This window comes from Palaeococcus ferrophilus DSM 13482, assembly GCF_000966265.1.
GTDB classification, from domain to species: domain Archaea; phylum Methanobacteriota_B; class Thermococci; order Thermococcales; family Thermococcaceae; genus Palaeococcus; species Palaeococcus ferrophilus.
The window spans coordinates 22,963-36,343 of sequence record NZ_LANF01000018.1 but is presented as its reverse complement, the minus strand read 5'-3'; the positions used below and the strand labels follow the sequence as shown (position 1 = coordinate 36,343).

Here is a 13,381-nt window from a genome sequence, read left to right as displayed (position 1 = left end):
GTGAGGAGAACACTTTAAATAATCCTCTCAAAAAGGTTTAACCTTCTTTTGACGCCCTTTGGGCGTCGATTTTTAGAGTTAAACTACACTGAGGGAGCACTTTAAGAGTTCTCACGTTTAAAACACGGCCTTTAAAAGAGAAAATCACGTGGAAGCTGACTTTTTAGAAGGAGCTACGAACTTTGATGAAACTTCGCTAGCAAGCTTTTGGAAAAAGCTTGACCAAAAGTGTGCCCTTCTTTTTGAACTTGCCTGTTGAGGAGTGTATGTTCTCCCAAGAGGCAACCTTGAGTGGGTTTACTTTCGAAACTCTCGTGTTATTTGTGATTTCAACTTTCTTTTTAGCGCTCTTTGAGCTCTATACTGTGATGAAATCCTTGTGAATGCAGTTGTTTTACAAGTAATCCCCTCAAAAGCAAGCTTGTTAAAAACGCATACCATTCTTCCGCCAGCGCTTTGCGAAGCAAAGGGCTGTATGGCGGGCCGGGCGGGATTTGAACCCGCGACCTTCGGCTCCGGAGGCACCAAAATGGGTGGAACGCCTCTAAAAATGCCGATTGAGAAAAGTGAGCCTCTAAAATTGCTCCTTTGGGAGAAAGAACGACTGCTTCCAAAATGGCACAACTGGGCACGGCAGCACCTTTCGGAGAAGACACTGAACGAATACGAGAAAATCCTGAAGAAATACAACACTGTCCACGACCTACTCAAAATCAATGACTCCCCAAAAAACCATAGGCTTGCATTCCGCTCACTGGCAAAGTTTCTCCATGAGGAGAACATCATAGATGACGACATATACACAAAAATCAAAAAGCTCATAAAACTCAAGAAAACAAAAATAGACCCTCGGATCTATTCTGATGACGAAATCAAACAGATCCTCTCCCTAGCCCCCAACCGCAAACACCAACTATACCTGAGACTAGTTGTAGAAAGCGGCTTACGTCGCAGTCACGCAGTAGAAGCATTCAATAGAATTGTCAAGAAGAAATACACCATACATGGGGATATCGCAGAAGTTCAACTCAACATCAATAATAAAACAAAACGAGCATTCATCTGCCTCTGCTCAGCAGAACTAGCAGAGGAAATCGCCAAACTGGGAGAGAAAATGACTTATAACGTCTCTGGGAATTTAGCAAAGCGTAAACGTGTTTTATACAACGCAATTCGCAAGTGGTGGTACACTACTGCTCGTGAGAACGGCATGGATCCGGACGTGGCGGACTTTATACAGGGTCGCTCTCCCTCTTCGATTGGAGTGAAACACTATCTCGACGTCATGCGACTCTCAAAAAAGCAGTACCCCGCAGTGCTCTCATATATCAAGGAAAATATATACTCTGGTATACGCATTGAAAACGAGGAAAGACTTCTAGCGTCAACTCACACAAGCAAAAGAAAAAGAAGGAACAAAAGAAGAAGAGGTCGTAAGAGGTGAGTCCACACTTGGCACGAAAGTGAATTTTTTGATGTATTTTTTCTCAATATGGCGTTCATCAGTAAGCAACCTCAATTTCGAGGGGATTTTTATTTGTGACACAAATATGTCACTAGCAGAAAAATCAAACCCCACCAAAAGAAGGGCGCAGCACTCCCCAATCGAAAACCTTATTTTGCTGAAGACATAATTATGACACTAATGACAGAAAAAGGACGTGAAAAACCATGGTCGAGAAGATTGTCGAAGCCCTCGTAGAGTTGGGGGCAATCCCCCACCGCAAAAGGACAAAAGCAGAGACGATACGGGTTATCACAAACATGCTGGAAGCAATAAAACTCGAGTATGGTGGCAAACTCCCCCGTTGGGAACTCAAGACCTTCGTAGAAAGATTCGCCAGAAGCTCGGGCTTTTCCAAGCGCCAAATCTACCGTTACATAAACACACTGAAAAGCATAGGCCTCCTCGACGACTACGTTGAGATTGGCACGCAAAAGCACTACCTCACATTATCCAAGAAATTTGGCTCGCGGATGCTCTCACTATATCGAACTCACAAACGGTGGTTGGAGGAATAAGATGGTCGTCACAATGCCCTTCTAACGTACAATATCAAACAAATACTCCTCCAGTACTCCTTCTCCATTCTTTCTATCCTCATGAGAATTTCAAGAATCATCTCGGTTCTGGAAAGCGTATTGGAACTCTTGGTAGTTGAACCAGTAGGTTGGAGAAGAAAAGCGTGGATAGGTTTTGGTTCGATTAGAATCGAACCCAAGTACCCTCTTCAAAGGGATCCTCCCCCCGCATTCATACAGGAAACGTATTTATCAAAGGTAAGAAATAAAAATACAAAAGGCCAAACCCGTTACACGAATTGTCCAAAATTGGCGGAACTATGTGCTTAGTTTATAATGTTAGTTTATAATGCCTAAAGCTAGGCATATATACCTCTCCACGGTATATTAGCATCGATACTATCCCCTGTACTTCATTCTCGGGGATACCTCTCTTAGTTGCTTCTTCTATGAGCTTTTCCTCAGAAACACCCTGAGGTGTCGATGATCCAAATTGGTATACTATATCGCGGATAATTTCTATCTTTTCTGCTTTATTCAAACGAGTTGGTGTGCTTTCAGTATACTCTCTCCCTAGCACATTTTCAACGAGTTCGATAGCTGCTTTGGCGTCTTCTTTAGTGACTGTCTCTCGTAGATATAGCTTTGCGTGAGCAATTGCAAGGCGTATGATGAACTGGAGATGTGCGTTAGAGGAAGAAAGACCTAAATCAGTCTCTTTATCTCTGATAGTTTCATAATGGTCTTCAATACTATCAAGCACTTCCCTAGAAATGACTGGATTGAGTTTCCGAGCATATAGTATAAACTTCCTCACAAACTCGAGGTCATAGTGATCTTCAGTATTGTTTTCCCCAGAAACTTCGGGCACAACACAAACTAAGTCGAAGACACTTAGTAGCTTTGGGCTTATGTTCAACCTAGAAGTTAGAGGCTCTGGATTGTTTGGTGCGTTAGGCCTAGGGTTGATCACTGCAATAACGGTAGTTTGTACTGGGAATCTGCTATTGATGCCCGCTTGTGTAATTGAAGCAACTTCTTGCTCCATGACTTTAGCGAGAGTGTCCTTATCCCGTTTTGGAAGCTTATCAAGTTCTTCGATTATGACGATATTGCCATTTGCCAGAGTTAGGGGGCCTGCTTCAACGAGTCTTTTTCGAGTTAGCTCATCGCGTGTAGTTTTAGCGACAAGTTCTGCTCTCTGTAGGCTAGACCCTTCAACATAGATCATTCCTGGAAATATTTTTGTCATAGCATTCAAGACTTGACTTGCTTTCTGTTGCTCGTCAACTACCAACACATGGATATTCTTCCGTAATCTTGTGCCATCTCGGAGATTGATCCCAGATCCTCCAAGCAAGGCCAAGAGCAGACATTCTTTTAGACGGTTGTATCCTTTGATGTTAGGAAGTATTGAGTTGATAATCCTCTGCTTGAAATCCTTTCTTTGGATTTCCTCATGGAACTTGCGGATGTCCCCATCCTGTATGCTCCATTTGCTCAACTCACCAGTTACTTCATCAACATGGATAGCTTCCAATACGTTATTCAGCACAAAGCCCTGATTTCCACTTACGTTCCTAGATGCCACAGTAAGAGTTCCTGTAATTCTCACGCGACTTCCTAGTTTTAGATTGCCAACCAGCGATCCAGTAATAACCCCGTCAATATACATTGGGAGAGTCCCATCTTCAAGAGCTTCTGGTGGATCTTGGATACGAAATATCTGGTATCTCTCAGAGTAACTGTTCATGCCATCTATCTCTATGTCTTTAGACTTACACTTCTCACATTTTCTTAGTTTTATTGGCTTTTCCCAAGGTTTACATGATTCTTCCATTCTATGGCCACAAACTCTGCAAACAAAAGTCACCTTCTGCGGGTAAGAAAGCACTTCGCTGATCCTTGAAACAACACCCTCAACCAATACTTGCTTCCCAATGCTCTCCTGTCCAAGTTCCCTTGGAAGCTTGGGTGTAGAGATGTCATATCTAACTTTGCTCATTATCTAACCCCCTCTAAGATGGTTATATCTTACTACCATATCGTTTGATTTTCTGTTCTACCTGATTAGACCTGTCCTGATTAGAAAAGTTTGAAGTTTCAGAAAACAAACACAGCATTTCTTTTTATACTTTTTGGTATTGTGCTATCTAGACTGGGGTTGTGTAAATATTGTGTGAGGTTCTATTGTACCAAGGTACCATGGAACATTGGATCCATGGATCCATGGAACATTGGAACATACCGCCCCAGACCAACGATATAAACCTTCTGAGAAGAGGGTATTGGGTTCGATTGTAATCGAACCGAAGTGCCTCTAAGGGTTAGTCCAAGTAACAACCTCGAAAAAATTGAGGGTTGTTAGTCAATAAGAGCCACCGAGGAGGCAAAATAACATGCTCTCTTTCGAGGTGACAGAGAGGTGGTTATCAAGTGAAGATTATCCGGAAGGTTATCCTGGGAGAGACAGAGAGGTGGTTATCAAGTGAACCTCCGTCCAGTAACATACATTGCCCTTGTAATGTAGCAGAAAGTTCTACGTTTTTAGAGAATTTCCACGGATGGTGCTATATTTCCAGCGAAATTTTTTAGCCATGTCGTGTTATTTTTTGGATAAGGCTATAGTTGAACGTTGAGAATAAAGTAACAAAATATAAGAAAACTCTTAGTGGTAAGGAGACTCCTCTTCTTTTAGGTAATTTACCTGTTCACTTGATAACCACCTCTTCTCACGAGCATCACGTAGGCCCTTCAGTTCGTTCACTTGATAAACACGTCTCCCGATTGTCTAGATACGTTTCGACACATGCCGTAAATCATATGAGGGAAGTGAAACAATGCTTCGGGAGCTAGTGTCGGTTCATCTAGAGACAATACTATTACGTGAAATTACTACTGAGCACAGAATGTTAGGCGTGATTAGCGTAGTACTAAACTACTTGTCAGAAAATATTTGACGCTCTCCTATGTGCGTAGATTTTGAAAGAAGTGAGATCTTCCCTGGTGAGGGTGAGATAATATTTTCATTATACACGCATGTCGAGATAATATTATATGCTTACATTGAGTCTGGTGCTCTCTCCGTTTCTTTTTCTCTGCTAGGGCAGTGAAGATGACCAAAAACAATAACGCCCAATGGCCTCAAAAAGTTGAGTCCGTAACGTCTTGCGAATATAAGCTATCAGAGCGGAGCTTATTTCTTTATTGTGCTACCGCATATGATAACAAGAACACTTCATCAAAACGCCGGATGTGGTGGATCAGTAGCTTGTGCGTTGCAATCTTGAGTGGATTTGGTTGTTTTTGTCTGTGATAATTGTAATCCTTCAACAAGGCGAGAAATGTATAATTTTGTTAGGTGCATTCCATGCTTGGTAATCCCCCATGCAATATTGCTGAATGGCTCCAAGAGACGATGCTCCAAGTACTGTACGGTATCTCCAAATAAAATAAAAACAAAAACTCTTATAATCCTGAGGATATAGTGTTATTGAAGAACCATGAGCAATGAGAAGAATGTTCGGAAAAGTCTTCTCCGCAAGCATGCTCAGACAAAAAGCGTGCTAATACACCCTGAGTACCTCTCGGAATCATACGTGCCCTCGAACTTGCTGTTTAGGGAGGACGAGATTGCTAAAATCTTTGAGAACGTGGGCCCATTCTTAGCTCACTCAATCACCCTAAACTTATTCATCCACGGGCCACCCGGCGTGGGGAAAACCGCCGCCGCAAGACTAGTAGAAAGGACCTATAACAGAGTCGCTACCACCCAGAACATCCCCTCCAGAGCCATTTACGTATCAGCTAAGGACAAGACATACAGGTACACCCTCATAGACCTTGCAACAGCTCTCTCCGCTGAGAAGAGGGGGCCCGCCATCTCAGAAGTGTATGATTCAATAGTGGATGCAATAAAACGTCGGGACATTAGGTACTTGATAATCGTGGACGAGATTGACAAGATGAAGACTTACTCTGGGGTCAATCCAATTGATGATTTAGCATACGGCCTCTCCAGACTAAACGAGAGTGTGGGAAGACCAGCAGTGAACTTGATACTGATTACAAACCAGTGGAGAATTATGAGGGAACAACTTTCAGCCCCTTCCCTCTCATCACTTACTCCGATACCCATCCACTTCAGACCATACATGTCTCATGAACTGTTCAAAATACTCGAAGATAGAGTGAAAAGTGCCTTCCTTCCCGGAACAGTAGACGAAGGAGCCATTGCCCTGCTTGCAGACCTCATTCAGCGTGAGAGTCGTGACTTACACTGGGCTTTCCTTGTCCTGAGAAACGCGTCTAGATTCCTAGAAAACGGAAAAGTCACTGAGGATTCCATATGGAAAGCAATTGAAGAAGTGTGAGAGCACATTCGATCCTGGCTTGTCCTGCAATAACTGTACTATGTAGTTTAGATGTTGGAGATTACCTCTCTGGGAAGATTCACACTCCTTGCCTCAGTATTGTTCCTTCAAATTATATGACGACTATATGCATAATCCTTATCTGTTCTACTATGATCACTTGATAAATTGTTATTGGAACCACTCCAACAGGGAGGGTATTTCGAGTATTTTCCACTTTCTGAGTTGGTAAGGGTTTAGGCGCCTACCGCTCTTCCGGGCGAGTTGGGCAACCTTCTGCTCGATTTTTAGGAGTGAAGCCTCGTCTAATTCGTCCCTCCTGATCACCTCAATGCGGGGAAGAATCTCATCCCCATCCTCCTCAAAGTATATAATAGCCCCCCTCTCGACTTCAGGGTAAGCTAACAAGTACATTAGAACTTGCCACCGCGCGCGGGGGAGAGTGTACGTTTTAGTAGTGCTTTTTACTTCGAAAATGATACCCTTATCCCTGTCTATGAAATCCCCTCTGGCAGTAAGACCGTACTCGCCGCCGATTATCACTAAGCGGTGTTCGGGGCGAGGTTTTCCGAAGGCGGGAGTTTGCTGGAACGCTTTCAGCATTTTCAACCCTAACGCCTTGTACTTGGTGTACTCTTCGGGAGTGACTAGTTTTTCAGTAGAGTTACCTCTGTTGCGTACGATGTACGTCAGCAACTCCCTATTCGCGTTAGCAGTAAAAACTTCCAGCAGTGAGGCGTTTAGGCGCTGGAGGGTCGTTTTTCCGCCTTTTAGGATTTGGCGGTTCCATTGGGAGATTGCATAATCAAAAGCGATTCCAAAAGCGGTGTTGAGTATCCTCTCCCTGTTCATGTAAACACGCGGAAGTTTGACTAACCTATTAGCCACCGTATGCACGCTAACCAGCGGCAAATTCCTAACTTCGCTAAAGTCCACACTTTCTCTGGTTTGAGGGATCATGAGGAACACCGAGGGAATGTTCCTCAAAAATTGTTTTTATAGTTTTTGAGACACTGTTCTGCACATTTCTTACCTCGCTTCGGTTCGATTGTAATCGAACCCAACACTCCTCAACAAGGACCCCCACGGAGGTAGAGGGCTTGACAAAACATGTGACAAAACACCCATCTCGCCGTAATCCTCCCACAAAAGCTTAGAAAAGGCGAATTTTCCAAATGCTGACTTTAGATACCTCAAAACTTTTCTGCGCAGAAAAGTCTATACAAAAGTGTGTAACGTTGTATAAAATAAAACATTGTTCGGGTAACTCCCGAACAGACCGCCCGCACAATACGAGCAATCCCCACCCCATTCAACCGCCCGCCACTCTAGACCAGCTTATTACCCTAACCCGCCTGCCCGCACGCACGGTTAGCCTAAAACACGCTTCCCTCCCTTCCCCCACATTATAACATATGTTTCTTTCTCCTCCCACAACTTTTCTTTCACCCAACTGCCGGCGGAGCAGGATGCATTGGCGGAGTGGGCGTGCTTTTTTTCTTGAGTAAATTTCTCCGTGGAGTGATTCCCACACATGAGTATACAGGGACGGAAGGGAACTTCATCCGCCCAGAGAAAAATTCTGCAGGCGGAAAAAAAGTAATATTATAATGCAATGGAGGCACATAAACAGAGTGTTCCGCTGTTTTTGAGTGAGGAGTGTTTTAGGTTAGGGTTCTCTTTGTTGAAGTGTAGTGCGACAAAACTCACACACTAAGTCTTGTTCTTTGTGTTGTTTTTCTTCTTCACACACTCGGGAGGTAGTTCTCGACTTTCTTATCCCCCGACAGCCAGCACTGCTCTTGAGTTGTGATGTTAGGACAAAGCTTTCGGTGCACGGACGCCCCCCGTTTTTCATAAGGGACCGAGTGTGAGCTCGTGGGGGGTAAGGTAGTGCCGGGTAATCAAAACTCCTTTTGTCCACAAATTTAGCATAATATACTTCGAGTAATGAGCGCGAAAATGAATTTTCTGAAAATTTGTGGACAAATTTTTTTCGATAAACACCCATAGTTTCGACGATTTGAATTCGGTTATTCGATGCTTAGCTCGATTATTATTCTAAAAAATTAGGGTGCACCGAAGAGAATTTTGTCCACAAAATGTCCACATACTATTTGTGGACTTTCATAGTTGTACATTTTCGCCAGAGTGACGAAAAATCGCAGGTAACAGTTGTCATCTTGTATTTTTCGCCCGAATAAGTGAGTCGAAACCCGGGGGTGTTTCCGAAAAATTTTAGGGGGTTTGCAATAATTTTGCAAATTGTCCACAAAGTCCACAATTCGGTTTGTGGACAAATTTTTTTCGGAGCGTGACACGCTAAAGAAACAATCCTGCCCCATGATGCTCGTAGTAACGCATACTCTTTGGGGTTCTTCCGAAAAATTTTCATTGTCAATTCATCTAACATGTGTGGATATTACAGGTTTATGAAAATTCTATTATCGAACGTGGGTTCTGCGAAGAGGGTTAGGTGGTTTGTGGACAAAATGGGGGTTGTTTGTGGACATTTTTGCAACATTTTTGCAATTTGTCCACGATGCAATGGGTAGTATGATCGGAAACCATCCCTTATGGCGACCTCTGGGGGCTTTTTGGAAAATTATGATGTATGTGATGTATGATGAGCTCAAACCCTAGAATAATAATAGACATTTACGGGATTCTCAAAACCAAACAATCTCAGAAGATGACGTTGAAGGATATAGGCAAAATTTGTTATGAAAAGAATATACTATTCGACTCTTCGACAAAAGTAAATTCTTGGCGTAGACCTCTTTTATTTGCTTCATGATTATTCATTTTATACATGATCTTCTCTTATGAAGGAAAGTTTCCGGATACTAAAAACTTTCTTTAGGACAAACGGGATTATGTTCTCATTTCCTTCTCAATAAAGCTTGTAAGATCCGTTGTCAAATATGTTGTCAATGCTAGGAGGATAGTGCTCTAAGGTGGTGATTTGATTACTATAATAGTTATAACGAGTCCTGGTGGGGGAGTGCCTATCATCATCTCTCTCACCCTCACACCCAAACCCCAGCCTCCTCGAGATTATAGCCCACTTCGCCCTGTTGGCGGGAGGGTGAGGTTGGTTGGGTAGAATCTGGCATGGATTAGGGAGGAGTATTGGGTTCGAATGTAATCGAACCAGAGAAAAATATAAAACGGTCTTATTCGCATATATTATATTGGATAATAATCAGGAGGGGCGTAAAATGGTGGGGAATGTCTCGGCTCAGTCTGGGAAGATTGTGAACGTGGCTGAGATCCCGTGGGTTAGTATAATGGTGGACGTGTTTCTTGGCAGCCTTGGGTACGTGCTTGTGAGTGAGTACCTTGTGCAGTACTTGCCTGGTGTGGTAGCGTTCTTGCTAGTATGGGCTTTGTTTGGGTTTGGGTACTTCCTCTTCGCGCTTAGGAAGGGGGCTACTTTACACGCTGCGTTTTATTACGCGTATGGTGGTAAGGCTCCGTTGATTTCACCGTGGTTGATTTCGCCGGCGTTCCTTGGTCCGACTTGGTGGAAGCTGCCGGTGATCGCTGCCATAGCGTGGTTCGTTTACCACTATGTTTGACTTCACCTTCTTCTTTTGACTTGGGCAATAACCCTTGACGATTATCAAGTCCCATTTATTCCAAATGATAAGTGTTTAGTATTTGGAATACGTGGAAACACAGGGGAAGCAGATAAACATCACTTTCATGTGTAGATGGCATAATCTGCAAGAGAAAATCTAAAAAAGATGTAATATGATATAAACAGTTGCACAACACCAAGGAGGTGCAAGAGGATGGATATAATCAGTAGTGTGGTGGAATTGATAGTTGGCACGTTTGGTGGACTGCCTGCCTGGCTCCAAGCACTGCTTATTCTCGCAATTATAGACATGACTATAGACAACCTTGCTGCGCGCAAGTGGATCCCTGAGGGTAAAATGTACTACCGCCCGCTCGCCTTCAAGTTAGGCCCAACTCACCCGGCACACCTCCCTGCCGCTAAAGCCCCTGAAGAAGAGTGAATCCTCACTCTCTACCTCTTTTTTTCACCATTTAGACATGCTCATTATTTTCTAGGTATCTAACATTTTCAAACACTTCCGAAGGCCTTCGTGCCACACAAAACAGATTATATTTACAACAAATTTCGGGTTCTGTCGCACGAAACTTCAATAAACCCTGCATGGAATTCCCACTCTTCCGAAAGCATACCCAAAAATACCATCCAGAACTTACCCTTGAAAATAGAAGGGAATCCCAGTTTTACACCTAAGGGTTTCCTCTCTTTTTATTTATTTTGAAAAAAGAGAAAAAACTCATTCTTTATGCACTTCCCTGACTTCAATGTTCAATTGCTTGAAGGTCTCGAGCAGATTCTCATACTCTGTCTCGGTCAGGGAACCCTTCTCAGCCTTTATCTCAATAGTTACACTCTCAAACTTGGATTTCAGTAATCTCAATGCTCTCAAGAGATCCGTGAGTCCACCTGTGCCAGGACCAAGAGTCAAATGCAAATGCACTTCACTAACTAGACCCGAGAGTTCAGGCTTCGTTTCTATCTCCGTTGTAGTTGAAGGAACTAATACTGCCTGCTTCTCCCTGACCTCGAGGGGTTTCCACTCTGTGGTCTCAGGTTCAATGCTCGTGGTACTGACTTCTGCAGGGATTGTAGGTTCCTCAATCTCTGTTTCTTTCGCTGCTTTCAGTTTCTCGCAGTAATCCTTTCTTATGATAATCTCGTTGTCGTCGAGTGTAACCGTGGGCCTCTCTCCAAGGTACCCACATGTTGCCTCCTCTCCAGAGAGGTACCCCAATCCAAAGCGCCCCTCGCTCACACCCTCCCTTATCGCATCTACAAGCACGCTCTTGCTCTTCAAGAGTGGCATCCCTGGAGTCTTGAGGAAGCTCTCATAGAGGAGCTTTGTTTGAACATATTCATTGCCATCGAGATATTTCATTTCAATGACTATTGGTGCCATCTTCTCAACGAGCTTACCCTCATCCTTGAGCTTCTCGTAGATGAGTTCCTCTATAGTCTTCTTGACACCAACAGGCTTCATTCCTAGGTCAAGCTCCTCGTAGCCACCTCTCTTTGGAAGAAGGACGATCCTGTAAAGCTCGGCTATCTTCTGAATGATATCCTCACGAGCCCTCTTCAGGTTCTCCTTCACGTCCTCCCTCTGTTCCGATGTGAGCTCCAGCGAGCCTCTCTTCGCCTTCTCCGCGATGATCTTCCACGCAACGTACCTTCTCACGAACCTGTTGAAGCTGGCTCTCTCCGTTTCTCTCGGGACGAGAAATATGAGAGTATTCTTGTGAACTCTCTCACCACCGCCGTATGACTGGAGTAGCTGGAGAACCTTGTCTTTATCGTGCTCGCGCAGGACAACGAGCTTCAAGCTGGGGTCACTATCAGGAACGTCGGTAGGTTTGCTTGGCCACAGGTACACTTTGAAGTGCCTACCCTTGAGCTGCCCCCTCAAAAGCTCGTGCTCGACTTCCGCTATCTGCTCATCGCTCACATTGTTCATTTCGTCAACGACCAGCTTGTTGAGACTTGGCTCGAGACTGAAGTGGTACCTTCCATCCTTGTAATGTAGATAGAGAAGATTGTCCTTGAGGTAAAGAATGGCGTCCCCAACTATACTGCTTGAGTATCTTGTATCAGCACAGGAGAGTTTTATCTCCTTAGTCGTGGCTCCTTTCACATCTCCACCTGAGAAGGAGTACATGAAGATGACGGTTGCCGCTCTCGTCCCCACGCGATAGTGCTCGTACGATTCTCCAACCATCTTGTCAACTTTCTTCGCTCCTGAATTTGGAGAGAGAATATCAGCGTCAAGAACTGAATAGTACCTACTCTCACCAATGATGTCAATAAGCTCGTCCCTGAGAGTCTTGACGCTCAAATCAAAGTCTGAAAGCCTTATGAAGGGTACATCCCTTCCCATAAGGGAGTGCACCACGATTGAGAGGAGCCTCAGAACTCCCCTCGTCCTCTGGAACTTTGGAAGGCTTCCCCACAGATGATAGAGCACGTCAATGACCTCGGGCTGGAAGGGGTAACTCCTGAGAAATCTCTGGCGGTACTGGTATGCATTGAGTCCCTCGGGAATGAGGCTTTCCTTATCAAGGTACTCAACAGCCTCTTTCACAATGGCCTCCATCTCAGCCTCATCAATTCTCTTGAAGAGTCTCGTCCTGATGACATCATGAACTTCCTCCTCCTGCACAGGTGTGAATACCTTCTGTGAGCGTCCCACTATTTTTTGGAGTTTCTGGAAGTATTCCTCCGCTTTCTCAGAATAGTGCTCGAGAATACTTGATGGAAGTGTCATAACGAGCAGAACCTTATCAGTGGACTTTGCAACCTCTGTGAGCTCGTGAACGAATGCAAGGGTCTGGTCAGCGAGGGTAGTCTCCCCAACGGTAATACCAGCAGCCTTTACCATGTACTCAAGGAGCTCATCAACGAGAATCAGTACTGGGGCCCTCTCTTCAAGGAGCTCTGAAAGCTTTATCTTCCCTGGGGCAACATCTCCTTTGAGAAGGCCTACTTTGCCCGTAAGCTGTCTCTCGAGCTCCTCCCAGAGGATTACTTCTTTTGCATCAAAGGCAGTACCATCCAGAACAACAACGTTCGCTCCCCACTCAAGGGCCTTATGATAAAGTGCTATGAGCGAATGAGTTTTACCCCCACCAAACGGCGTCTGGAGCTGAATTACCGCATCGCCTGTACCATCTATAAGCCGCTTTCTCGCTATTTCAATGAGATCACTCAGGCCCTTTGTGATATATGTCCTCTCCCAGAAGAGCTGGGGATTCCTGTAATCTTCAGGCCCCTTATTTTGGTACACACTCCAAAGATCTGCCGCGAAAGTGTCGAGAGTGAACTTTCCTTCCTTTATATCCTCATGGGGAATGGCGATCTGATAAAACGGCTTCAGCTCCATGGTTACACCTCCGAATCCTATACACCACAG

8 protein-coding genes are annotated in these 13,381 nt (G+C 44.3%); 5 read left to right on the top strand and 3 right to left on the bottom strand.

The genetic code is table 11. The annotated features are described in order from the left end of the window. Positions 1-379 precede the first annotated feature (379 nt). Together PFER_RS09205 and PFER_RS09200 are read left to right on the top strand one after the other, a co-directional pair. Entirely contained in the window at positions 380-1,444 is a 1,065-nt protein-coding gene (locus PFER_RS09205) for an integrase (RefSeq protein ID WP_084593947.1), read from the top strand. A gap of 227 nt (positions 1,445-1,671) precedes the next feature. Then, positions 1,672-2,022 carry a hypothetical protein gene (locus tag PFER_RS09200; RefSeq protein ID WP_048151404.1) on the top strand — a complete coding sequence of 117 codons (351 nt, stop codon included), beginning with the start codon at positions 1,672-1,674 and terminating at the stop codon, positions 2,020-2,022. A gap of 331 nt (positions 2,023-2,353) precedes the next feature. Here PFER_RS09200 and PFER_RS09195 read toward each other — a convergent pair whose 3' ends face one another. Next, positions 2,354-4,027 carry a minichromosome maintenance protein MCM gene (locus PFER_RS09195; protein ID WP_048151402.1) on the bottom strand — a complete coding sequence of 558 codons (1,674 nt, stop codon included), beginning with the start codon at positions 4,025-4,027 and terminating at the stop codon, positions 2,354-2,356. A 1,498-nt stretch (positions 4,028-5,525) separates the two neighbouring features. On the opposite strand from PFER_RS09195, the gene PFER_RS09190 reads away from it, so the two are divergent. Continuing rightward, positions 5,526-6,395 (top strand): Cdc6/Cdc18 family protein, encoded by an 870-nt coding sequence (locus PFER_RS09190; protein WP_048151400.1) that lies wholly within the window; start codon positions 5,526-5,528, stop codon positions 6,393-6,395. Positions 6,396-6,566: 171 nt separating this feature from the next. On the opposite strand, the gene PFER_RS09185 is transcribed toward PFER_RS09190, so the two are convergent. Further along, on the bottom strand, positions 6,567-7,355 hold the full coding sequence (locus PFER_RS09185) for a PD-(D/E)XK nuclease family protein (RefSeq protein ID WP_048151399.1): 789 nt from the start codon (positions 7,353-7,355) through the stop codon (positions 6,567-6,569). Positions 7,356-9,616: 2,261 nt separating this feature from the next. Between PFER_RS09185 and PFER_RS09180 the strand changes: the two genes are divergently transcribed. Together PFER_RS09180 and PFER_RS09175 are read left to right on the top strand one after the other, a co-directional pair. After that, positions 9,617-9,976, top strand: coding sequence for a hypothetical protein (locus PFER_RS09180; RefSeq protein WP_157255185.1), 360 nt, complete (start codon positions 9,617-9,619; stop codon positions 9,974-9,976). Between the two features lie 216 nt (positions 9,977-10,192). After that, the gene (locus PFER_RS09175; protein ID WP_048151395.1) at positions 10,193-10,420 is read left to right on the top strand and encodes a hypothetical protein; all 228 of its coding nucleotides are present in this window, start codon (positions 10,193-10,195) and stop codon (positions 10,418-10,420) included. 294 nt (positions 10,421-10,714) lie between these two features. Here the strand turns inward: PFER_RS09175 and PFER_RS09170 are convergent, their stop codons facing one another. Next, complete coding sequence (locus PFER_RS09170) at positions 10,715-13,351, bottom strand: ATP-binding protein (protein WP_048151392.1); 2,637 nt, start codon at positions 13,349-13,351, stop codon at positions 10,715-10,717. Between the last annotated feature and the right edge of the window lie 30 nt (positions 13,352-13,381).